The organism is Algoriphagus sediminis, assembly GCF_030403435.1.
In the GTDB taxonomy this organism is placed as follows: domain Bacteria; phylum Bacteroidota; class Bacteroidia; order Cytophagales; family Cyclobacteriaceae; genus Algoriphagus; species Algoriphagus sediminis.
This window is the reverse complement of sequence record NZ_JAUEPH010000009.1, coordinates 16344-37681: the sequence shown is the minus strand read 5'-3', so window position 1 is coordinate 37681 and position 21338 is coordinate 16344. Positions and strand designations below refer to the sequence as shown.

The 21338-nt window shown below is 41.3% G+C and carries 21 protein-coding genes and 4 tRNA genes; 13 read left to right on the top strand and 12 right to left on the bottom strand.

The window, feature by feature from the left end; genetic code table 11:
• Window positions 1–34 precede the first annotated feature (34 nt).
• From QVH07_RS17035 to QVH07_RS17015, 5 genes are all read left to right on the top strand, one after another.
• Entirely contained in the window at window positions 35–790 is a 756-nt protein-coding gene (locus QVH07_RS17035; protein WP_290002837.1) for a hemerythrin domain-containing protein, read from the top strand.
• Window positions 790–1203 carry a Holliday junction resolvase RuvX gene (ruvX, locus tag QVH07_RS17030; protein ID WP_290002835.1) on the top strand — a complete coding sequence of 138 codons (414 nt, stop codon included), beginning with the start codon at window positions 790–792 and terminating at the stop codon, window positions 1201–1203. The genes QVH07_RS17035 and ruvX overlap by 1 nt, the downstream gene beginning before the upstream one ends.
• Window positions 1200–1754, top strand: a complete 555-nt coding sequence (gene def, locus QVH07_RS17025) for a peptide deformylase (RefSeq protein WP_290002832.1) — start codon at window positions 1200–1202, stop codon at window positions 1752–1754. The genes ruvX and def overlap by 4 nt, the downstream gene beginning before the upstream one ends.
• Entirely contained in the window at window positions 1754–2563 is an 810-nt protein-coding gene (locus QVH07_RS17020; RefSeq protein ID WP_290002829.1) for an amidohydrolase, read from the top strand. Before def ends, QVH07_RS17020 begins: the two co-directional genes overlap by 1 nt.
• A 122-nt stretch (window positions 2564–2685) precedes the next feature.
• Window positions 2686–4914 (top strand): NADP-dependent isocitrate dehydrogenase, encoded by a 2229-nt coding sequence (locus QVH07_RS17015; RefSeq protein WP_290002827.1) that lies wholly within the window; start codon window positions 2686–2688, stop codon window positions 4912–4914.
• Between the two features lie 42 nt (window positions 4915–4956).
• Here the strand turns inward: QVH07_RS17015 and QVH07_RS17010 are convergent, their stop codons facing one another.
• Window positions 4957–5829, bottom strand: a complete 873-nt coding sequence (locus QVH07_RS17010; protein WP_290002824.1) for a S1 family peptidase — start codon at window positions 5827–5829, stop codon at window positions 4957–4959.
• 188 nt (window positions 5830–6017) lie between these two features.
• Here QVH07_RS17010 and gap point away from each other — a divergent pair, with 188 nt between their 5' ends.
• Together gap and QVH07_RS17000 are read left to right on the top strand one after the other, a co-directional pair.
• On the top strand, window positions 6018–7022 hold the full coding sequence (gap, locus tag QVH07_RS17005; protein ID WP_290002820.1) for a type I glyceraldehyde-3-phosphate dehydrogenase: 1005 nt from the start codon (window positions 6018–6020) through the stop codon (window positions 7020–7022).
• A gap of 145 nt (window positions 7023–7167) precedes the next feature.
• A complete protein-coding gene (locus tag QVH07_RS17000; RefSeq protein ID WP_290002816.1) occupies window positions 7168–7788 on the top strand; it encodes an LON peptidase substrate-binding domain-containing protein in 621 nt (206 codons plus the stop codon).
• Window positions 7789–7869: 81 nt separating this feature from the next.
• Here QVH07_RS17000 and QVH07_RS16995 read toward each other — a convergent pair whose 3' ends face one another.
• The 5 genes from QVH07_RS16995 to QVH07_RS16975 all read right to left on the bottom strand — a co-directional run bounded on the left by QVH07_RS16995 (window position 7870) and on the right by QVH07_RS16975 (window position 8549).
• Window positions 7870–8118 carry a GIY-YIG nuclease family protein gene (locus QVH07_RS16995; RefSeq protein ID WP_290002813.1) on the bottom strand — a complete coding sequence of 83 codons (249 nt, stop codon included), beginning with the start codon at window positions 8116–8118 and terminating at the stop codon, window positions 7870–7872.
• 42 nt (window positions 8119–8160) lie between these two features.
• Window positions 8161–8233: transfer RNA gene (locus QVH07_RS16990), tRNA-Lys, on the bottom strand.
• 41 nt (window positions 8234–8274) lie between these two features.
• Window positions 8275–8348: transfer RNA gene (locus QVH07_RS16985), tRNA-Arg, on the bottom strand.
• Window positions 8349–8357: 9 nt separating this feature from the next.
• Window positions 8358–8431, bottom strand: a tRNA-Pro gene (locus QVH07_RS16980).
• Between the two features lie 45 nt (window positions 8432–8476).
• Window positions 8477–8549: transfer RNA gene (locus QVH07_RS16975), tRNA-Lys, on the bottom strand.
• 120 nt (window positions 8550–8669) lie between these two features.
• Between QVH07_RS16975 and QVH07_RS16970 the strand changes: the two genes are divergently transcribed.
• Window positions 8670–9395 (top strand): tetratricopeptide repeat protein, encoded by a 726-nt coding sequence (locus QVH07_RS16970; protein ID WP_290002811.1) that lies wholly within the window; start codon window positions 8670–8672, stop codon window positions 9393–9395.
• A 28-nt stretch (window positions 9396–9423) separates the two neighbouring features.
• On the opposite strand, the gene QVH07_RS16965 is transcribed toward QVH07_RS16970, so the two are convergent.
• From QVH07_RS16965 to QVH07_RS16955, 3 genes are read right to left on the bottom strand one after another with little or no spacing between them, the layout of a single operon-like run.
• Complete coding sequence (locus tag QVH07_RS16965; protein WP_290002810.1) at window positions 9424–10173, bottom strand: 3-keto-disaccharide hydrolase; 750 nt, start codon at window positions 10171–10173, stop codon at window positions 9424–9426.
• A gap of 42 nt (window positions 10174–10215) precedes the next feature.
• The gene (locus tag QVH07_RS16960) at window positions 10216–11268 is read right to left on the bottom strand and encodes a sugar phosphate isomerase/epimerase family protein (RefSeq protein ID WP_290002809.1); all 1053 of its coding nucleotides are present in this window, start codon (window positions 11266–11268) and stop codon (window positions 10216–10218) included.
• A 22-nt stretch (window positions 11269–11290) separates the two neighbouring features.
• A complete protein-coding gene (locus QVH07_RS16955) occupies window positions 11291–12460 on the bottom strand; it encodes a Gfo/Idh/MocA family protein (RefSeq protein WP_290002808.1) in 1170 nt (389 codons plus the stop codon).
• A 231-nt stretch (window positions 12461–12691) separates the two neighbouring features.
• Between QVH07_RS16955 and QVH07_RS16950 the strand changes: the two genes are divergently transcribed.
• The 4 genes from QVH07_RS16950 to QVH07_RS16935 are packed head-to-tail and all read left to right on the top strand — an operon-like array spanning window position 12692 to window position 17076.
• Window positions 12692–13918 carry a nucleoside permease gene (locus tag QVH07_RS16950; protein ID WP_290002806.1) on the top strand — a complete coding sequence of 409 codons (1227 nt, stop codon included), beginning with the start codon at window positions 12692–12694 and terminating at the stop codon, window positions 13916–13918.
• A gap of 12 nt (window positions 13919–13930) precedes the next feature.
• Window positions 13931–14797, top strand: a complete 867-nt coding sequence (locus tag QVH07_RS16945) for a hydroxypyruvate isomerase family protein (RefSeq protein ID WP_290002804.1) — start codon at window positions 13931–13933, stop codon at window positions 14795–14797.
• 26 nt (window positions 14798–14823) lie between these two features.
• Entirely contained in the window at window positions 14824–16503 is a 1680-nt protein-coding gene (locus tag QVH07_RS16940) for a GMC oxidoreductase (RefSeq protein ID WP_290002802.1), read from the top strand.
• Between the two features lie 18 nt (window positions 16504–16521).
• Window positions 16522–17076 carry a gluconate 2-dehydrogenase subunit 3 family protein gene (locus tag QVH07_RS16935; protein WP_290002801.1) on the top strand — a complete coding sequence of 185 codons (555 nt, stop codon included), beginning with the start codon at window positions 16522–16524 and terminating at the stop codon, window positions 17074–17076.
• A 55-nt stretch (window positions 17077–17131) separates the two neighbouring features.
• Here QVH07_RS16935 and QVH07_RS16930 read toward each other — a convergent pair whose 3' ends face one another.
• Window positions 17132–17785 carry an MCP four helix bundle domain-containing protein gene (locus QVH07_RS16930; protein ID WP_290002800.1) on the bottom strand — a complete coding sequence of 218 codons (654 nt, stop codon included), beginning with the start codon at window positions 17783–17785 and terminating at the stop codon, window positions 17132–17134.
• Between the two features lie 210 nt (window positions 17786–17995).
• On the opposite strand from QVH07_RS16930, the gene QVH07_RS16925 reads away from it, so the two are divergent.
• Entirely contained in the window at window positions 17996–19159 is a 1164-nt protein-coding gene (locus QVH07_RS16925) for a homogentisate 1,2-dioxygenase (protein ID WP_290002798.1), read from the top strand.
• Window positions 19160–19182: 23 nt separating this feature from the next.
• Here the strand turns inward: QVH07_RS16925 and QVH07_RS16920 are convergent, their stop codons facing one another.
• The gene (locus QVH07_RS16920) at window positions 19183–19593 is read right to left on the bottom strand and encodes a transposase (protein WP_290002796.1); all 411 of its coding nucleotides are present in this window, start codon (window positions 19591–19593) and stop codon (window positions 19183–19185) included.
• A gap of 120 nt (window positions 19594–19713) precedes the next feature.
• Complete coding sequence (gene pafA / locus QVH07_RS16915) at window positions 19714–21336, bottom strand: alkaline phosphatase PafA (RefSeq protein WP_290002793.1); 1623 nt, start codon at window positions 21334–21336, stop codon at window positions 19714–19716.
• Window positions 21337–21338: the final 2 nt, after the last annotated feature.

Sequence of the window (21338 nt, the reverse complement as noted above, 5' to 3'; positions counted from 1 at the left end):
TCTTTTTTTCTGTTAAAAAACTTAATTTTGATGGATGGAGTCAAAAAGAATAATGCATGATGCTTCTGTTTCTGATCTTGTGTCAGAAAACTACGTTTTTGCATCGGTTTTGCATTATTTCGGTATTAGCTTCTATCAGTACTCCACGGACTCTCTTTCCAAAGTTTGCAAAAAGCACAAGGTCCATCCTTCCCAGCTGATTAGTCAGCTTGAAGATTGGGCAGCCCAAAAGGAACCCACTCCCGAAGAACTTTTCCTTAATCCCATAGAAGTTCTGGTGGCTTACTTGAAGCAAAAGCATTACTACTTTGTCCGACAGGAGCTACCTTTTTTATCCAATCTCATAGAGGGAATCAAACCAGAAGGAAAGTATGCGCCACTTATGGCTGACTTGAGGATAATGTTTCCCATGTTTGTGGAAGATTTTATTCATCATATCCATGAGGAGGAGAGCAGGCTTTTTAAGCGCATTGAGATGCTTCAGGACATAGAGAATCAATTGTATTCTCTATCGGATGCACTCACAATCCTAGAAAAGGATCCAATTATCAGTTTGGCCGACCAGCACGAAATTCATGATGATGAAATGGAGGGGATTCGGAAGCTCACTTCAGATTATGAATTGTCAGAGGGTGCGCCGTTGACCATGAAGGTTCTTTATCATGAACTTCAAAAATTTGAAAAGGAACTTACCATTCATGCTCAAATCGAGGATGACTTACTTTTTCCGAAGGCGGTACAATTAGAAAAGGAAGCCTTGAGACTCATTCGCAAAAAAATAATGAAGTAATGGGTCGTATCATTGCGATCGATTTAGGAACAAAACGTACCGGTTTAGCTGTTACTGATCCACTGAAGATTCTGGCTAATCCATTGGAAACTGTTCCTACCGCTACTTTGATTGATTACCTCAAAAAGTATTTCAAAAAGGAAGAAGTAGAAACGATCGTTTTGGGATACCCTATCAGGTTGGACGGGTCACATAATGAAATGACGCCTAGAGTGATATCTCTGAAAGACCGATTGTCCAAAATGTTCCCCAAAATCAAAATTGAACTGGTGGATGAGCGGTTCACATCCCGAATGGCTATGCAGAGCATGATTGAAATGGGAAGCAAGAAAAAGGATCGAAAGGAAAAGGCTGGTAATCTGGATAAAGTCAGTGCAGCCATAATTTTACAATCGTATTTAGAAAGAAAATGATTTACCCAATAGTCGCATATGGCAATCCAATTTTGAAGCAGGAAGCTTCAGAAATAGAGGAAGGAACCCAGATGGAATCCTTGATCAGCGACATGTTTGCCACAATGGATCATGCCTCAGGGGTGGGACTTGCAGCACCTCAAATTAATAAGGGGATTAGGCTCTTTGTAATTGATAGTTCACTTATGCTCGATGAAGATTCTGAAGAAAAAGGTATTCGCAGAGCTTTCATCAACCCAATCATTCTAGATGAGTACGGAGATAATTATTCATTTGAAGAAGGCTGCCTGAGTATTCCTGAAGTTAGAGCAGAAATTACCCGGCCTGAGACACTCACCATTGAATACTTTGATGAAAACTGGGTGCTGAAAGAGGAGGAGTTTTCCGGAATGACCGCCCGGGTGATACAACATGAATACGACCATCTAGAGGGCGTTCTTTTTGTCGATTACCTGAAAGGTTTGAAAAAGAGACTTTTGAAGTCGCGACTCCTTGAAGTGAGTAAGGGAAAGGTGGCAACAGATTACCGAATGATCTATCCCACTAGCTAATGCCAGAGCAAAACCTGCGAATAGCGCTGGTTCAGACCAATCTGGTTTGGGAGGACAAAGTTGCGAATCTAGCAAACCTTGAAGAGAAACTTTGGTCCATTACGGAAGGAGTAGATTTAATTATCCTTCCTGAGATGTTCCCAACAGGTTTTAGCATGAATGCCGAAAAGCTGGCTGAGCCGATGAATTTCCATGCGACTAAATGGATGAAACAAATGGCCGGTCAAAAAAAGTGTGTCATCACTGGCTCGCTCATAATTCAGGAAGGAGATGATTTTTTCAATCGGATGCTTTGGGTAACTCCTGAAGGGGATGTCGATTTTTACGATAAAAGACACTTATTCCGAATGGCTAAAGAAGATGAAACATTTAGTCCGGGGCTGTCAAAAAAGATTTTTGAATTAAAAAGCTGGAAGATTCTTCCACAGGTTTGCTACGATCTTAGGTTTCCTGTTTTTTCAAGGAATAAATGGAAAGATGGAAAATCAGAATATGATCTTTCCATTTACATCGCTTCATGGCCTGCGGCAAGGTCTTCAGCCTGGGAGACACTTTTGCCCGCCAGGGCCATCGAGAACCTAAGCTATTCGATTGGAGTGAATCGAGTAGGAACTGATGGAAATGGTATAGCCTATAAGGGGAAGAGTGCGGCATACGATTTCAAAGGACAAGCCTTAGTGGAACATGAATCAGAGGAAGTCATTTCAATAATCGAACTGGATGCCAAAGCTTTAGGAACTTATCGTCAAAAATTCCCTGCCTGGCAGGATGCCGACCAATTTTCTATTCGGGACGACAATATGCCTTAGATGAATTTGTTAACCTGATATTTTCCGTAATTTAGGCGCGAAATTTCATCATCCAGAGAGAAACAGATAGGTTTCTCTTTCTGAATTTTATTTCCCAAACTCTTTTTTTATCCCATTTGAATATGAGTACTACCTCTCCAAAAATATTTTACACGTTTACAGATGAAGCGCCAGCACTGGCCACTTACTCTCTTTTGCCGATCGTTCAGGCTTATACGAAATCGGCTGGGGTGGCGGTCGAGACAAAAGATATTTCGCTTTCAGGAAGGATTTTGGCGAACTTCTCAGAGTTCCTCAGCGATAATCAAAAGATTTCTGATGCTTTGGCAGAACTCGGACAATTAGCTAAAAAACCAGAAGCTAACATCGTAAAGCTACCTAATATTTCAGCCTCCATACCCCAGCTGAAAGGGGCAATTAAGGAGCTGCAGGAAAAAGGTTTCGCAATTCCTGATTACCCTGATGAGCCGAAATCCGATAAAGAGAAATCTATTAAGGATACTTATGACAAGATCAAAGGTTCTGCCGTTAACCCGGTTTTGAGGGAGGGAAATTCCGACAGGAGAGCGCCAAAGGCGGTGAAAGCTTATGCTCAAAAACACCCACATAAAATGGGGGCATGGTCAGCAGACTCTAAGTCTCATGTAGATAGTATGAGCGAAGGTGACTTTTACTCAAGCGAAAAATCATTGACCATGGAAAATGAAACTACAGTGGATGTGGTTTTAGTGTCTAGAGGAAATGAAACTATTTTGAAATCAGGGCTTAAGCTTCTGGAAGGAGAAGTGATCGATTGTTCCAAGATGAGTATAAAAGCATTGGTGGATTTTTTGGCTCAGGCCAAAGCTGATGCCAAACCCAAAGGAGTTCTTTTCTCTATTCACTTGAAGGCAACGATGATGAAGGTTTCTGACCCTATCATTTTTGGTCACGCGGTTAAAGTTTTCTTCGCCCCGGTTTTTGAAAAGCACGCTGATACTTTCAATGCACTAGGCGTGAATCCAAATAATGGTTTCGGAGATGTTTTAGCGAAGATTCAGAATCTTCCTTCTGAAAAAAGGGCTGAGATTGAAAAAGATATTGAGCTTTGCTATGAGCAAGGGCCTGATTTAGCCATGGTTAATTCAGACAAAGGCATTACCAACCTTCATGTACCAAGTGATGTGATTATCGATGCTTCTATGCCCGCAATGATCCGTACTTCCGGCCAAATGTGGAATGGAGAAGGTAATTCTCAGGACACAAAAGCCATCATTCCAGATCGTTCCTATGCTGGAGTTTATCAGGCCACTATTGATTTCTGTAAAGAAAATGGGGCATTAGATCCGGCGACCATGGGAAGTGTTCCAAATGTAGGCTTAATGGCTCAGAAAGCGGAAGAGTATGGTTCACATGATAAAACCTTTGAAATTCCAGCATCTGGAACAGTGGAGGTCAGGGATGCATCCGGGGAAGTATTAATCAGCCATGAAGTAGAAGCAGGGGATATTTGGAGAATGTGTCAGACTAAAGATGCACCCATAAAAGATTGGGTGAAATTGGCAGTGACCAGAGCAAGACTTTCGGAAACACCAGCAGTTTTTTGGTTAGATGAAAATAGAGCGCATGATGCTGAACTGATCAAAAAAGTGAACATTTATTTACCTGAGCATGACACAGATGGGCTGGAAATTCACATCATGTCTCCCATTGATGCCACCAGATTTTCCTTAGAAAGAATCGTGAAAGGCCAGGATACCATATCTGTGACTGGAAATGTTCTGAGAGACTATCTCACAGACTTATTTCCTATTCTTGAAGTGGGGACCAGTGCTAAAATGCTTTCCATCGTTCCGCTCATGAACGGGGGAGGTCTGTTTGAAACCGGTGCCGGTGGATCAGCTCCTAAGCATGTGCAGCAGTTTGTTTCTGAAGGACATCTGCGCTGGGATTCTTTGGGTGAGTTTTTGGCACTTGCTGTATCCTTGGAGCACTTGGGAAGAATGTACTCAAACGAAGAAGCGATGCTTCTTTCAAAAACCTTAGATGCAGCAACCAGTGTTTGGTTAGAAGAAAATAGGTCTCCTGCCAGGGTGGTTGGCAAGTTGGATAATCGCGGTAGTCATTTTTATCTGGCGAAATACTGGGCGGAAAAACTAGCTGATCAGAATGAGAATGCTTTGTTGAAAGAAAAATTTCAGGCTATTGCTAATTCACTTTCCCAAAATGAGGAAAAGATTTTAACAGAATTGAATGGAGCACAAGGCAGCCCTCAGGATATCGGAGGTTATTTTAAACCGGAAGAGAAACTAGCTTCTAAGGCAATGCGACCAAGTGAGACTTTCAATGAAATAATCGCATCTCTTGTGTGAGCCTTTTTGATCAAGATAGAAGCCGGATTTACCCGGCTTTTTTTATTGCTGAAAAAAACTGACTCCTTGATCCTTGAGAAAAGATTTGATAACGGAAACATGAACGCATTGGCCTAAATGAATGAAGGCGTAGTCGTTTACTTTTTTCTGTTTTCCATGGGCTACGATCTCTTTGTCCTCAATATCAAAACCTAGATGTAAATGCTTGGTCATGCTTTGCATGCCAATGATTCTTCCTTCAGTATCAAAAAGTGGCCCACCACTTTGTCCTCTGAGCCCGGGAGTACTCATTTCTATCCCGAAAATTCTACCTGTCTTATCCCCGGCAAATCTCGTAACCATACCTTCGATAGGGAATCGAGGTGATTTTTTCATCCCATTTTGAGTCCAATTGAGAGTGTTGGTCTCCTTATCCAAATTAAAATTGCTGAATTCGGGGAAAGGGAAGCCTAGCCTGCAGCCCATCATTCCTGGCTGAATATTAGATTCATCTTCAAGAAAAATAGCTTTGCCCTGATACAGGGCCCTATTAAATCCTTCAAATTTCAGCAAAGCAAGATCATAGGTCGGATGCAATGTGAATTTGATGTTTGTAATTTGATCTACACAGTCTACAAAAGTGAGTCGCATTTCTGCAACCCGTTCTTTGGATAGGCCTAAATCCCGGGCGATTTTTTCCTTCTTGTGGTCAGGCTGATGAGCACTTTTTCTTAAATATTCATCGTATTTAAGATTAATCTGATTGGCATTTGTGATCCATTGAGCTACGTGTTTGCAAGTAATTGCATAGCCCTCATCATTGATAAAGAAAAGAGTTGCTGAACCTTTGTTGATCTGATTTTGCCCAAAATTTCTAGAAATAGAATGAATGGCTCTAACAAAACCTGAGACTCGCTGAATAGCATTTACAAACATGAGAGGAAATTTGACTTGAGTGAAGATATAAAACCAGAGGAGACCCTACTAACAGAAACATAATTATCCCGGTTTGGGCGAGATAAATAATTGTAATAACTTAGGCCTGCTTTCAGGATTTTTGATGTTAAAATGAAAGTTAAAATGTAATTTTTGAATCAAACCTATTTTAAATAATCAAAGTAATTATGAGTAAAATTAAAGTCGGAATTAATGGATTTGGGCGTATCGGAAGGCTAGCTTTCAGAGTGGCTCAGGAAAGAGATGATATCCAGGTTGTAGGCATCAATGACTTAATTGATGTGGATTACATGGCTTATATGCTTAAATATGACTCCACTCATGGAAAGTTCAAAGGATCGGTGGAAGTTAAGGATGGAAACCTGATTGTGAATGGAAACTCCATTCGAGTGACGTCTGAGCGTAACCCTGCCGATTTGAAGTGGGGGGATGTAGGTGCAGAATATGTGATTGAATCTACGGGGATTTTCCTTACAGCAGAAAAAGCTCAAGCTCACATCGATGCAGGTGCCAAGAAGGTAATTATGTCAGCTCCTTCAAAGGACGATACCCCAATGTTTGTGATGGGAGTGAATGAAGACAAGTACACTGATGATATGGTTTTTGTATCCAATGCATCTTGTACTACTAACTGTCTCGCACCGATCGCTAAAGTTCTTAATGACAACTTTGGAATCGAAGAAGGCTTAATGACTACGGTTCACGCCACTACCGCTACTCAAAAAACAGTTGATGGCCCATCCGCTAAGGATTGGAGAGGAGGACGTGGCGCAGGCCAAAATATCATCCCTTCTTCTACTGGAGCGGCTAAAGCCGTTGGTAAAGTGATTCCAGAACTAAATGGAAAACTTACAGGTATGGCTTTCCGAGTTCCTACTCCGGACGTATCAGTGGTAGATTTGACTGTAAGATTGAAAAAACCAACTTCTTACGAAGAGATCTGTGCAAAAATGAAGGAGGCCTCTGAAACTTCAATGAAGGGAGTTTTAGGATATACTGAAGACTCTGTGGTTTCCAATGATTTTATCGGTGACCCAAGAACTTCCATTTTCGATGCAGGAGCAGGTATCCAATTGAGCGATACTTTTGTGAAGGTGGTATCTTGGTATGATAATGAATGGGGTTACTCCACAAAAGTGATTGACTTATTGACCTACATTGCTAATAAGTAAGATATAAGTGAATTTATTTCATTAAGTCTCCCTGAGAAGGGAGACTTTTTTGTTTAACCCCCTTAATAAATATGACTTTTGTCGTAAAAGGGCCAAAACGGATAACCTATTGGTCTTTTCGAGGTTAAGAAAGAAACGCCACAAAATGTACTTACCCTTATTCCCTCTTAAACTAGTGGCTTTCCCTGGCGAAAGTCTGAACTTACACATCTTTGAGCCGCGCTATAAGGAGTTGCTTGCTGATGTGGAGACGTTCGGCACCAGTTTTGGGGTTTGTGTTTTCACTGATAAGCTGACCGGATATGGTACGGAGGTAACCCTGGAGAATGTTTACCATCGCTATGAGGATGGGAGGTTAGATATTAAAACTAAGGGAAGTAGAGTGTTCAGGCTGACTTCATTTGACAATCCTGCGCCTGAAAGGAATTATGCAGGTGGGAATGTAGACTTTATTGACTTAGATATGACTACCCACGAAAGGAAGCAGAAGGAGTATACTTTTTACTTGAAAGAGATGCTCAGGCTTCTGAATCATGAAATAGACCCTGACCCAATGAGTATAAATAGTTTTAGCTATGCCCATAAAATAGGACTTACCCTTGAAGAAGAATTGGAGTTACTTTTGATTCCCAAAGAATTAGATCGTCTGGACTATCTCATCAAACATTTCAACAGGATGATTCCTGCCTTTAAAGCAGCAGAGAGTGCGAAGAAAAAGATCAAAATGAATGGGCATTTTAAGCACCTAGATCCATTACAATTTTAAACGAAAAAAACAGCCCGAAAAGCTGCTTTTTGTGATCCCGCTGGGGCTCGAACCCAGGACCCTCCCGATTAATCGGGATGCTCAACTAGCTGAGCTAATTAGCTTTTCGATATACTTTCTGGATTTCATTTTTTTTAGTTGCCTTTCTCTTTGTTTTGCAGATTCTAAGTTCAGGAACTCTTCCTTATGCATCAGCTTCCAAGGGATGCCTGTGGATGTAAATTTTGAATGGCCTATAGAATGTTCATAGAGTCTTCGATCTAAATCGTTACAAGCACCTATATAGTATTTGTTAAGCTTTTCCGAAAAAATAATATAGAGAAATGCCATAATTAAAAATACAAAAAAAGCAGCCCGAAAAGCTGCTTTTTGTGATCCCGCTGGGGCTCGAACCCAGGACCCATACATTAAAAGTGTATTGCTCTACCAGCTGAGCTACGGAATCAATCCCATGAAAATAAAAAGCGGAAATAAATTCCGCTTCTGTGACCCTGTCAGGACTCGAACCTGAAACCTACTGCTTAGAAGGCAGTTGCTCTATCCAGTTGAGCTACAAGGCCAAAACTATGTCGGGGTGGCAGGATTCGAACCTACGACCTCCTGCTCCCAAAGCAGGCGCGATACCGGGCTACGCTACACCCCGATCAATTTTTCAACTCCTTAAAGTCGATGAGAGTAACCTCTACAGTGATCCCGCTGGGGCTCGAACCCAGGACCCATACATTAAAAGTGTATTGCTCTACCAGCTGAGCTACGGAATCATTTTCAGATTTTTTAACCCTCTGAAGGGGTTTTTACCTCTTTCAAATCGACTCCCTAACCTTGCTTTTTGCTAGATCATTGCCGTAATTGGACTGCAAATTTAAGCTCCTTATCTATAAATGCAAAACCGAAAACCAAACTTTATTATAAAACTTTCCTTTACCATTTTTTTGCTAAGCCAAAGCTTTGTTGCTCAGGCAGATACGGATCAGTTGGTGATGGCAGACTCCCTGTTTGATCTTCGTAGTTATAAGGAAGCGATGTCTATTTATCAGGAAAACTATGCAAATGGGATCTATTCACCAGCCATGTTATTGAAAATGGCATTTATAGCGGATGGTACGAATGACAGGGAAAACGCAGCGCTTTATTTGGGTAAATATTATGACCTAAATCCCGATCCTCAGATTATCACGAAGATTAAAGCATTGACTGCTCAGCCAGTGCTAGAAGGATATGAAGTTTCAGATGGTGCTAGATTTTTTCTGTTTTTGACTGAGAATAGAGAGCTTATCGTTTTGATCCTGACAGGATTACTGTTGGTCTCCCTTATTCTGGTCCTTGTCAATACATTGAAAAGTAAAAAAAGCCCTGTCTATTGGCCCAGCTTTTTTTTAATTGTCTGCCTTTTTTTAGCCAACAATTTTCTGGAACAGTCTAATTTCGGATTAATTACAAATAGCCCAACCTTAATACTTTCAGACCCCTCTGGTGCAGGAGAATTAATTCAAAGAGTAGAACCTGGACACAGGGTCAAAATTAAAGGGAGCAGGGATATCTGGTATGAGGTGGAATGGAAAAACTCCAAAGCCTTTATCAAAAAATCTAATGTGACTAGACTATAAAAAAAGCCTCCAATTGGAGGCCTTTTTGTTAGAGTTTCTTGAGTTGGATATTCCGGAAATAAACCACATCTCCGTGATCCTGCAGGCCAATTTTTCCCTTTTTAAAGGTTCCAAAACCTGGCATGTCTTTAAATTTGCTGTTGGCAACCATCTCTTCCCATTCCGGAGTCCACATGGTAGTGTTTACCACGCTTACCCCATTTAATCGAAATTCAAGAGAGCCATTATCAGCGATAATCTCTGCCAGGTTCCATTCACCAGCGGGTTTTACAGTCTCTGGCTCAGAAACAACCAAGTCATAAAGATCTCCGGCTCGGTGACTCACGATTTTTGCATCTGGATGGCCTTCATTGTCCAAAACCTGCATTTCAGGTCCTGTTTGCCAAGGATATTGATATTCATCGGATTCATTGATGTAGAAAATTACTCCACTGTTTCCATTCTCGGCGATTTTCCACTCATACTTTAAATGGAAGTTGTCAAATTCTTCATCAGTTACGATGTCTCCACCATCACCCGTTTGCCAACCATCTTTGTTCGCGGCATCCAGATAAATGGCACCATCAGCAATTTTCCAAGCTGCGCCAACTTCTCCACCTCCATACTTATGCCATCCGGCAAATGAGGTTCCGTCGAATAAATCAATCCACTCGCCATTGGTGCTTTCTGTAGCTTCTGCCATAGGTTGGGCGGTGTCTGCTTCTTCTGAGGACTTTTGTTCTGCACAAGCCATCAGGAGTCCGCAGCAAACAGCCATTGATAAATATGCTTTTTTCATAGTTTTATATTTGGTGATTTTAAGCCTATAAAAAGCGGGATATTAAATCCCAAGAACTTTTTTATTGAAATCCTCATCAGCTCCGCTTCCGGCAAAGTCATCAAAGGCTTTTTCAGTTACTCTAATGATATGAGCATCAATGAACGGAGCTCCTTCAGCTGCACCTTGTTCTGGATGTTTGATTGCACATTCCCACTCCAAAACTGCCCAGCCATCGAAATCATATTGAGAAAGCTTGCTGAAAATGGCTCCGAAATCAACCTGACCATCGCCTAGGGATCTAAATCTTCCAGCACGTTCCACCCAGCCCTGAAAGCCTCCATAGACACCTTGTTTCCCTGTTGGGTTGAACTCAGCATCCTTTACATGAAACATTTTGATTCTGTCATGATAAAAATCAATGAATTGGACGTAGTCCAAACACTGCAAAACAAAGTGACTTGGATCATAAAGGATATTTGCTCTTTTATGTCCATTTACTTTATCAAGAAACATTTCAAAAGTCACTCCATCGTGTAAGTCTTCCCCTGGGTGAAGCTCATAGCAAACGTCCACTCCTTGACGGTCGAACTCATCAAGAATTGGAGTCCATCTTCTGGCCAATTCCGTGAAGCCTGTATCCACTAATCCTGCAGGTCGCTGGGGCCATGGGTACACTGTATGCCACATAAGAGCTCCAGAAAATGTAGCGTGAGCGGTTAGTCCGAGGTTATTTGATGCCTTGGCTGCATACATTAGTTGCTGGGTAGCCCATTCAGTTTTTCCTTTTAGATCACCTTTAAGTTCTGCTGGAGCAAAGCCATCAAAAAGCTCATTATAAGCTGGGTGAACTGCCACCAATTGACCCTGAAGGTGGGTAGAGAGCTCGGTAATTACCAGTCCCGCATCTTCCACCGTCCCTGCTATTTCATCTGCATAAGTCTTGCTTTCAGCAGCTTTTTTTAAATCAATCATCCTAGGGTCCCAAGAAGGGATTTGTACTCCCTTATAGCCTAGATCTGCCATGTATTCGCAGATATTTTTCAGATTGTTGAATGGGGCCTTGTCATCAGCAAATTGAGCTAAAAATATTGCTGGTCCTTTGATCGTTTTCATTTTTTTTAGGTTTGGGTTTGAATTATTTTTCTACAATGAACGGAGTCCATTTTTGCTCAGATTTATTACTTGCAAGCACATGGTCGATAAAGGCCATTCCACGAATTCCATCCTCAGCGCCTGGAAAATCCTTCCATTCTGGTTTTGGTGTTTCTCCGGCCCGTTCGGCATAAATGCAGCGAGCAAAATTTCTATACAGATTCGCAAATGCTTCTACATAACCTTCTGGATGACCTGCAGGAGTTCTGGTATTTTCATTGGCCAAAGATCCGAGGTAACCTGTTCCGGCCCGATAGATTTCATCTGGACGGTCAGGCCATCTTACTAGAAGGGTATTATGTAGCTCCTGCTGCCACTCAAGACCTCCTTTTTCTCCATAAACTCTGACTTTAAGATTATTCTCGGTTCCTGTGTCTGTTTGGGATGCCATCAGAACGCCTGATGCACCATTTTCAAATCTCATCAGAACGACCCCATCATCATCTATGGGTCGTCCAGGTATTTTTATATAAAGATCAGCACAGATCTGAGAAACTTTTTCCCCGGTAAGATATTCAGCCATATGGAATGCATGGGTACCTATATCTCCCATACATCCTGCTTTACCATTTTTATTGGGATCCGTTCGCCAAGCAGCCTGTTTGTTGTTTTCATGCTCGAGGAGCTTATATAGCCACCCCTGTGGGTATTCTACATAGACCTTTCGCACCTTGCCAATTTCGCCATTAGAAATCATCTGCTTGGCTTGCTTGATCATCGGATAGCCTGAGTATGTATGGGTAAGCAGAAAGTGCCTGTCCGAGGCCTTAATGGCATGATATAATTTTTTGGCCTGATCATAATTCAGTGTCAGAGGCTTATCCAAAGCCACATGAAAGCCATGCTCCAGTGCTTTGATAGTGGGGTCATAGTGAACGTGATTTGGAGTCACAATACAGACTACGTCTATCCTTTCCTCCTCTGGTAGCGCCTTCTCCTTTTCAAACATTTCATCGTAGCTCGAATAGGTTCGCGAGGGGTTTAGCATTAATTCCTCTCCTCGAAGCTTTGACTTTTCTGGGTCTGAGCTAAATGCCCCAGCGGCCAGTTCAAAAAGCCCGTCCATAAGGGCCGCATTTAAATGAATAGCTCCAATGAAGGATCCCGGTCCTCCACCAACGAGTCCAATTTTAAGTTTTTTCTTTTTCGACATTTGTTGAAGAAATTGGGTTTATAGCTTGAAGTAATTAATTCTCTGAAAGAATTTTTAATTTCTACTTAATCAATTTCAGATTTCTTGATTAACAGTGGGAAATCCATTTAGACGGAATTCTTATTTCGATCTTACTTTATGCGAATATTCCCTTGAAATTAAATCAAATTGCTCAAAAATTGAATATTCATCTTTAAATAGCAGAATTAATGATGTAATATTTCAGCTTATATGAAATTTAACACGAGCCTTCGTCTTTCCAGCATGATGTTCTTAGAGTTCTTTATTTGGGGCTCCTGGTACGTCACAATGGGAACCTTTCTAGGATCCAATCTCCAATCTTCTGATCAGGATATTTCCTTAGCTTTCTCCACCCAGTCCTTCGGAGCGATCATTGCCCCATTTATCGTCGGTTTGATCGCTGATCGATATTTTGATGCTCAGAAAATTCTAGGAGTCATTCACTTGATCGGTGCCGGGCTAATGTTTTTTCTCTTTCAATCTCAAGATTTCTCGGGCTTTTTCCCTGTGCTTTTGATGTACATGATTCTTTTCATGCCTACACTAGCTCTGGTTAACTCTATTTCATTTAATCAGATGAAAGATCCAGCCAAAGAGTTTTCGGTAATCCGAATTTGGGGTACTATTGGATGGATTGCAGCAGGCGTATTGATCAGTTTTCTGGGGTGGGATAGCCCAGCAAGTCTGAAAGATGGACTTCTTCGAAATACTTGGCTGGTATCTGCTATTTTTTCTGGAATTCTGGGTGTCTATAGCTTCACCTTGCCGAAAACCCCGCCTAGAGCAATTGCAGGGGATAAATTCAGTCTTTCTGAGGCACTTGGTCTTGACGCTTTGAGCTTATTAAAACATAGAAACTACGCGATTTTCTTTCTTTCATCCATTCTTATCTGCATTCCCCTGGCATTCTACTATCAAAATGCAAACCCTTTCCTGACCGAAATCGGAGTGGAGAACTCTACAGGGAAAATGGCCATCGGGCAGGTGTCGGAAGTCTTGTTCTTGCTTCTACTTCCGATTTTTTTCAAAAGATTTGGGCTGAAGAAAACTCTAATCGTAGCTATGGCAGCTTGGGCTATTCGCTATGTGTACTTTGCATTTGGCGATGCGAATGAAGGAGCCTGGATGCTTATTGTGGGTATATTTTTACACGGGATTTGTTATGACTTTTTCTTTGTTAGTGGACAAATTTACACTGACAGCCATGCAGGCGAGAAATTTAAATCCTCTGCTCAAGGTCTAATCACCCTTGCCACCTATGGTGTGGGAATGCTAATTGGCTTTTGGGCCGCAGGCCAAATTTCAAATTATTATCTGAATTCGGAGAATCTTCATGACTGGCAATCCATTTGGCTTATTCCCTCTGGTATTTCCGTGCTAGTTTTGTTATTTTTCATGCTATTCTTCAAAAACGAAGAAATCAATCAACCCGAATAATCCCAAGCTATTATGGCACATAACCCTGGAAGAAGGACTTCCTTCAAAAAAATGATACTTGGAGGAGCTGCAATAGGTTCTCTTTCATCCTTTGAAATGAAGGAAAAGTATCAGCTCAAAGGCAATATCACCCATGGTGTTTGTGCATGGTGTTTTCCCCAATATAGTCTGGAAGAACTGTGCGTGGAGGCAAAAAAAATTGGAATAAAAGGAATTGATTTAGTTGGACCAGGAGGCTGGGAAACTTTAAAGAAACATGGTATTCATTCCTCGATGTGTAATGGAGCCGAGATTAATCTGGTGGATGGATTTGGTGAAAAAAAGTTTCATGATCAGTTAGTTAAGAATTATTCTGAATTAATCCCACTTGTTGCAAAAGCAGGTTACACTAATCTAATTTGCTTCTCGGGAAATAGGAGAGGAATGGATGATGAGACTGGATTGAAGAATTGCCAGGAAGGTCTGGAAAAGATTATTCCCATAGCGAAGAAGCATGGAGTTATTCTGCAAATGGAACTGTTGAATAGTCGTGTAGATCATAAGGATTATCTCAATGATAAGTCCGCTTTCGGAATTGAGTTGTGCAAAAGACTTGATTCTGAAAACTTTAAGCTCCTTTTTGATATTTATCATATGCAGATAGACGAAGGAGATTTGATTAGAAGTATCCGAGATAATCATCAATATTTTGGGCACTACCATACAGCAGGAAATCCTGGTAGAAATGAATTAAATGAATCCCAGGAGATTAATTATCCAGCCGTAATGGAAGCGATAAAAGCCTCAGGCTTTAAGGGTTTTGTTTCCCATGAATTTATCCCTAAAGCAGAAAATAAAATGGCTTCTTTGGCCCAGGCCGTAGAAGTGTGTGATGTTTAAAATCAATAAGTAATAATATAGTTAATATGGCGAATCAACAGTTTGACGCAATCGTAGTAGGGTCAGGAATAAGTGGAGGATGGGCTGCAAAAGAGCTGACAGAAAAAGGGCTTAAGGTTCTCATGCTTGAGCGGGGACCTAATGTGAAACATGTCGAAGATTACGACACAGCTACCCTTCCGCCCTGGAAGGTGCCGCACCGGGGTCGAAGGACTCAGGAGATGCTGGAAAATCACCCTAATCTCAGAAGAGATTATGTATTAAATGAATTAAACCTTGATTGGTGGGCGCATGAAGATACCGATCCATATGTGGAGGAAAAACCTTTCACCTGGTTCAGAGGGTACCAGGTAGGTGGACGTTCTCTACTTTGGGGTAGGCAGTCCTATCGCTGGGCGGATGTGGATTTTGAAGCTAACGCTAAGGAAGGAATTGCGGTAGATTGGCCTATTCGATATAAAGATTTAGCTCCGTGGTACAGCTACGTTGAGAAGTTTGCCGGAATTTCTGGGAATAAGGATGGATTGGATATTTTACCTGATGGAGATTTTCTTCCGCCTATGCCGATGAACTGCGTAGAAGAGGACTTTGCAAAGCGAATCAAAGAGCATTACAAAGGAGCAAGGCACTGGATCATGGGAAGACCAGCCAATATTACTGAGCCTCTTCCAGGAAGAGCAGGCTGCCAGTATAGAAATAAGTGCTCCCTAGGTTGTCCATTTGGCGGCTATTTCAGTACTCAGGCTTCTACCTTGCCTGCAGCAGTTGCTACCGGAAACCTTACCCTTCGACCGATGGCGATTGTCCGTAGACTTATTTACGATAAGGATACCCAGAAGGCAACAGGTGTAGAGATCCTTGATGCTGAGACTAGGGAAACAGTGGTATTTGATGCAAAGATCATTTTCTTATGCGCATCAGCTTTGAACTCCAGTGCCATTCTGATGAGATCTGCTACAGATATTTGGCCTGAAGGTCTTGGTAGTAGCTCAGGCGAACTTGGTCATAACGTGATGGATCATCACTTCCGACTAGGAGCTCGCGGAGAAGTCGAAGGATATGATGACAAATATTATTTTGGCCGAAGGCCAACGGGACTTTACATTCCAAGATTTAGGAATTTAGGTGACGAAAAACGAGACTATATCCGAGGCTTTGGTTATCAGGGAGGAGCAAGTCGAAGTGGTTGGAGCCGTGATGTTGCAGAAATAAACTTTGGGGCTCCACTGAAAGATGCCCTTACCAAACCAGGACCTTGGAGTATAGGATTCACTGCTTTTGGTGAGATTCTTCCATATCATGATAATACAGTAAAGCTCAGTAAGGATGTCAAAGACTCATGGGGTATGGAAGCCTTAGTGATGAACGCTGAGATCAAGGATAATGAAAAGAAGATGCGTGTGGACATGATGAGTGATGCAGCAGAGATGCTTGAGGTAGCTGGCGCGAAAAATATTCAGACCTATGATGCAGGATATACATTTGGTCAGGGTATCCATGAAATGGGTACTGCCAGAATGGGTAGGGACCCAAAGACTTCTGTCCTGAATGGAAATAATCAGGTTTGGGATGCGAAGAATGTGTTTGTAACAGATGGGGCATGTATGACTTCTGCTGCTGCACAAAACCCTTCGCTCACCTATATGGCGCTGACAGCAAGAGCTGCTGATTTTGCGGTGAGTGAATTAAAGAAAAGAAATCTCTAACCCATAAATAGAATTACCATGAGTATTAATAGAAGAGACGCACTGAAGAGTATGGTTTTGATGATGGGTGGAACCATGGTCGGATCTACAGCCATCCTCACGGGATGTGCACCTGAAAATCAGATTGAAGGATTAAATTTCGGTCCAGAAGATATCGCATTACTAGATGAGATAGGCGATACTATTATTCCAGAGACCGATACTCCAGGAGCTAAAGCAACCGGTATCGGAGCTTTCATAGTAATGATGGTGAAGGATACCTACGATGCACAAAATCAAAATGCATTTGTTAGCGGTTTGAATGCACTGAGATCGAACTTTAAGTCTGAAAATGGATCAGATTTCACTGAAGCATCTGCCGAAGATCGCTTAGCATTTTTAAATAAACTGAAATCAGATGCAGACTCAGGTGTAGAGGATGCAAAAGTGATTTACATGCTAAAAGATTTGACTGTACTTGGTTACTTTACTTCTGAAATAGGAGCTACCCAGGCTTTGAATTATGTGGAAGTTCCGGGTCGGTACGATGGCTGTATCCCATATAATGAAGGGGATAAGGCATACGCGATATAGCAGAAGATTAAATAAGGTAAAAGGCTGGATCAGAATTGATTCAGCCTTTTTAATTTTAGGAGATTACCCCTTTATTTCTTTTCGAGTCTCTAAAAACCAGTAGGTACATAACTACCATCAGGACAAGGAGTAGGGCAACTTCAAATTGAGCCCAAATCTGAGATCGATTCAATAATTTTTTAGACCGGCGAGTAACTATTTCACCTTCTGAAACCTGAATTTTTGACAGTTTATCCAGATCGTCATGCGCCCTGGAAATCCTCGAATCATAGAGTTTGACCTGATCAACATTTACGCCTGCAGAATCTGAGAATAATAATTCATAGTTTTCTATTCGTAAATCATTTTCTATGATCGACTTGAAATCTGCCAAAAGTACACTTTCTTCTGGAGTCAATTTTGTCTGTTCAAAATCTGCTATGATCGCTAAAATTTTCTCCTCTTCAGAATTAATCTCCTGAATGGCCTCGGAGTAATCGTTATCGATGTCGCAATGATCTACCAACTCCTGAATTTTAAATAACCCTTCAGAAATAGTAAAAATATATCCATTTACCACAAGTCGATCTTCATAAACCTCATTGAAAGCTCGCCCCATTTCTTTAAAGTTCTGGCGTTCGATATGGTTTTTAGCATAGATCAAGCCAAGCAAGATGGCTATGACGACTAAAGCTTTGATTTTCTTTCGTTGTACACTGGGATCGCTCATGAGGTATGTATTACTAACTGGAGATTTACTACAATTAATGGGCAAAAAGACAATTTGCCAAACCTTGATAAAGATAAATCTCCGTGAGAGTCAGCACCTGAGAAAACTTTCTCCAATTAGCCCCTGTTAATTGCATAGAATTTAGTCTTATAAAAACTGGTGCAAATTGAATTTTTGTAATTTGCGCGAGTATAAACCCAAACAATAAATATGGCTTATTATCACCGGATGGGTAAAATCCCTCCAAAAAGACATACTCAATTCCGACAGCCTGATGGTTCGCTCTATAAAGAGGAACTGGTAAGCTCGAAGGGGTTTTCAGGCATTTATTCAAACCTCTATCATATTCATAATCCAAATGAGGTAACCTCCATAGGCGAACCCAAACCATTTAAATGGGAGCCTGCAAAGGATCATGGTTTAAAGCAAACGCACCTCAAAACAACTGGAGTGCAAACCACAGGGGAGGATTATTTATCAGCAAGGAGGATTCTTATGATGAATAGCGATGTGATGATGGGGATTTGTTCTCCAAAGCAAAGGAAAATGGACTATTTCTTCAAAAATGCAGATGGTGACGAATTAATTTATATCCATGACGGAAATGGTTTGATGTATAGTCAGTTTGGTGTTCTGGAGGTGAAAAAGGGAGATTACATTGTAATTCCGAGAACTACCATTTACAGATTTGAATTTGATGAGGAAGGCCCACTTCGTTTATTGGTGATTGAGGCTAAGGGTCCGATCGAAACGGTGAAAAGGTACCGAAATGAAATTGGTCAGCTGTTGGAGCATTCTCCATATTGTGAAAGGGACATAAGGCCCCCTCATGAATTGAAAGTGGAGGAGGAGAAGGGTGAATATCTCGTTCAAATCAAAAAACAGGATATGCTTCACCAATATCATTATGGACACAGTCCAATGGATATAGTGGGATGGGATGGATATTTGTACCCATATGCTTTGTCAATTTATGATTTTGAGCCTATTACTGGGAGAATCCATCAGCCACCCCCTGTTCACCAAACTTTCCAAGCTTGGGGATTCGTGATATGCTCTTTTGTTCCACGCTTATTTGATTATCACCCGCTTGCTATACCTGCACCCTATAACCATTCAAATATTGATTCTGATGAGGTGCTTTACTATGCTGAAGGGGAGTTTATGAGTCGTCGAGGAATAGACCGGGGCTCATTTACGATTCATATGGGAGGTTTGCCTCATGGACCACATCCAGGTACAGTAGAAAAATCAATTGGTGCCAAGTCCACTGAAGAATACGCGGTAATGCTTGATACCTTTAAATCACTTTACATTACTACTGACGCACTTGACTTTGTGGATGAAAATTATCCAATGAGTTGGACAGATTAAAAAAAAGGCCCACTGGGCCTTTTTTACATTCCAAGGAATTTTAACTCCTCTTTCAGACTCATTTCTTTATGCTTGATGTCTTGTCGACTGATCAGGCTTTTTTCAATTTCAAGCCTGTTCAAACTTACTGAATGAGCATGGTAATTTGTCTCCCAATTTATATTGGTAAGATGCCCTTGCTGTCTAAGTCTGCCAGAAATCAAGTCCTGCACTTGCTTGGCCAGGGCATTAATAGATAAATCCGGAGGAAGCTTTACTAAAAAGTGAATATGTTCGGGCAAAACGCAATAGGTTCCCTGATGATTCGGGATCTGGGAAATATAGTCTTCAATGGCCTGCTCAATCTCAGGAATCATTTTTAGGGTGAACACAGGTTCATGCATTTTGGTACTTATGACCAAGTGTGTCCAAATATCTGAGTGTTGGTCTCGCATGGCTTAATAATTATAAATCTTAATACACAACGTACATGTTTTTATGATCTTTCCTACAAGTTCATCAAAAAATGCCCAAATTCAGCTGGTTTTTACCCATTATTGACTCATTTTTTCATCTTACTGAAGTATCTCCAAAATTGGGTTTCCAGTGGACCCGTTGGGAAGACGGATGTCAAGCATCATGGATAAAGTTGGAGCAATGTCGGTAATGGAAACTTTTTTACTGCTTTCACCTGCTTTGACATTCCAGCCATAGAATAAAATAGGAACATGGGTATCATAAGTGTACCCGGTTCCATGGGAGGTGCCCTTTGCACCACCAGTGAGCCATCCGGGTTCAAGGATTAACAACAATTCTCCAGATGCCTTTTGATTATATCCATTTTGGAGGAGACTTGCTCTGCCTTTTGTGAACTCTGTGTTTCTCATGGCAGTACTGGTGTAAACCTCCTTTATACCTGGTAATTTTATTAAGAATTGAGCTAAATCCTCCTCTAGGTCATCTAAGTCCACATCCATTTCCTTGGCTAATTCCCGATTCAGAAATATTTGTTCATTGGATACATTGATGATCCAATCATCTTCTCCGTAATTTTGATTTAGGTAGGTTTTTGCTGCACCGCTTGCATAAGCTAGCCGCAAATTACCGGCAGGAATATTTTCACTCATCATGTAGGTAGCTATTTCCGCAACACCATGATCTGCTGTGAGAAATATCAGATAGTTCCCCTTTCCAAACTTGCCATCAAGATGATTCAGGAATTTCTCCATCTCCTGATCAAGCCTAAGATAATTATCCTCTAATTCTATGGAGGTAGGTCCAAATCTATGGCCGATATAATCTGGTGAAGAGAAACTTACCGCCAAGAAATCTGTTGCTTCGCCCATGCCCAGGTTTTCCCCCTCAATAGCCGCATAGGCAAAATCAAGGGTCAAAGAATTACCAAAAGGAGTGGTAGAAATTAAGCCTAACTCCCCATTCATCTCCTTAAGTTCAGGCAAAATATATGGGAAGGTTGGGGATTCTTTTCCGGCAAATGCTGCTTCGAATTCATTGTTGTCATCTATGCTATTTACATACGTTTCGAGGGGGTATAAAGTATTCCAAGTTTGCTCAAGGTACTTCGCGGGAAGCTCCTTTGAATTAAATTCCTGAACCCAAGATGGAAGCTCATCATAATAATAACTAGAGGTCATAAAATTTCCCGTACCACTGTCATACCAGTATGCATCTCCAAGGTGACCCGCAGGTAAACTTGCCCCACGATCTTTTATGGCAATTCCCACCACTTTTGATTTCTTGTTGTTTGACAATCGCAGCTCATCAGTTATGGTAGTTGTGAGTAGGTTTCTGGGAGAAATTTTTCCACTGCTTGAACTGCCTCCTACTGCGATCACGGTGGTATCCTCCGCGCAGTAAATGGAGCGATTAAGTTTTCTGGAGTACCAATTGTTTGCAATCACCCCATGTGTGGAAGGTGTTGTTCCGGAGTAAACCGATGCATGTCCAGGGCCGGTATAGGTTGGGATATAATTGTAATGGGCATTCTTCATCATGAAGCCCTCATTCATTAATCGTTTGAATCCTCCTTCACTAAATCTGTCCTGAAACCTATACAGATATTCCTGCCGCATTTGATCCACGACAATTCCTACAATGAGTTTTGGTTTAGTATTTTGGCATAATGCTATCGTACATGTGGTAAAGACAAACCCTGCCAACATCAAAATTTTTTTCATTC

Bases quoted from the DNA above. Each gene is read 5' to 3' on its own strand.
- QVH07_RS17035 (WP_290002837.1), top strand. From the start codon at position 35: ATGGAGTCAAAAAGAATAATGCATGATGCTTCTGTTTCTGATCTTGTG.
- QVH07_RS16995 (WP_290002813.1), bottom strand. From the start codon at position 8,118: ATGGCATTTCTCTATATTATTTTTTCGGAAAAGCTTAACAAATACTAT.
- pafA (WP_290002793.1), bottom strand. From the start codon at position 21,336: ATGAAAAAAATTTTGATGTTGGCAGGGTTTGTCTTTACCACATGTACG.
- ruvX (WP_290002835.1), top strand. From the start codon at position 790: ATGGGTCGTATCATTGCGATCGATTTAGGAACAAAACGTACCGGTTTA.
- QVH07_RS16965 (WP_290002810.1), bottom strand. From the start codon at position 10,173: ATGAAAAAAGCATATTTATCAATGGCTGTTTGCTGCGGACTCCTGATG.
- QVH07_RS16960 (WP_290002809.1), bottom strand. From the start codon at position 11,268: ATGAAAACGATCAAAGGACCAGCAATATTTTTAGCTCAATTTGCTGAT.
- QVH07_RS17010 (WP_290002824.1), bottom strand. From the start codon at position 5,829: ATGTTTGTAAATGCTATTCAGCGAGTCTCAGGTTTTGTTAGAGCCATT.
- QVH07_RS16955 (WP_290002808.1), bottom strand. From the start codon at position 12,460: ATGTCGAAAAAGAAAAAACTTAAAATTGGACTCGTTGGTGGAGGACCG.
- QVH07_RS16930 (WP_290002800.1), bottom strand. From the start codon at position 17,785: ATGAGCGATCCCAGTGTACAACGAAAGAAAATCAAAGCTTTAGTCGTC.
- QVH07_RS16950 (WP_290002806.1), top strand. From the start codon at position 12,692: ATGAAATTTAACACGAGCCTTCGTCTTTCCAGCATGATGTTCTTAGAG.
- def (WP_290002832.1), top strand. From the start codon at position 1,200: ATGATTTACCCAATAGTCGCATATGGCAATCCAATTTTGAAGCAGGAA.
- QVH07_RS16945 (WP_290002804.1), top strand. From the start codon at position 13,931: ATGGCACATAACCCTGGAAGAAGGACTTCCTTCAAAAAAATGATACTT.
- QVH07_RS16920 (WP_290002796.1), bottom strand. From the start codon at position 19,593: ATGCGAGACCAACACTCAGATATTTGGACACACTTGGTCATAAGTACC.
- QVH07_RS17015 (WP_290002827.1), top strand. From the start codon at position 2,686: ATGAGTACTACCTCTCCAAAAATATTTTACACGTTTACAGATGAAGCG.
- QVH07_RS17000 (WP_290002816.1), top strand. From the start codon at position 7,168: ATGTACTTACCCTTATTCCCTCTTAAACTAGTGGCTTTCCCTGGCGAA.
- QVH07_RS16940 (WP_290002802.1), top strand. From the start codon at position 14,824: ATGGCGAATCAACAGTTTGACGCAATCGTAGTAGGGTCAGGAATAAGT.
- gap (WP_290002820.1), top strand. From the start codon at position 6,018: ATGAGTAAAATTAAAGTCGGAATTAATGGATTTGGGCGTATCGGAAGG.
- QVH07_RS17020 (WP_290002829.1), top strand. From the start codon at position 1,754: ATGCCAGAGCAAAACCTGCGAATAGCGCTGGTTCAGACCAATCTGGTT.
- QVH07_RS16970 (WP_290002811.1), top strand. From the start codon at position 8,670: ATGCAAAACCGAAAACCAAACTTTATTATAAAACTTTCCTTTACCATT.
- QVH07_RS16935 (WP_290002801.1), top strand. From the start codon at position 16,522: ATGAGTATTAATAGAAGAGACGCACTGAAGAGTATGGTTTTGATGATG.
- QVH07_RS16925 (WP_290002798.1), top strand. From the start codon at position 17,996: ATGGCTTATTATCACCGGATGGGTAAAATCCCTCCAAAAAGACATACT.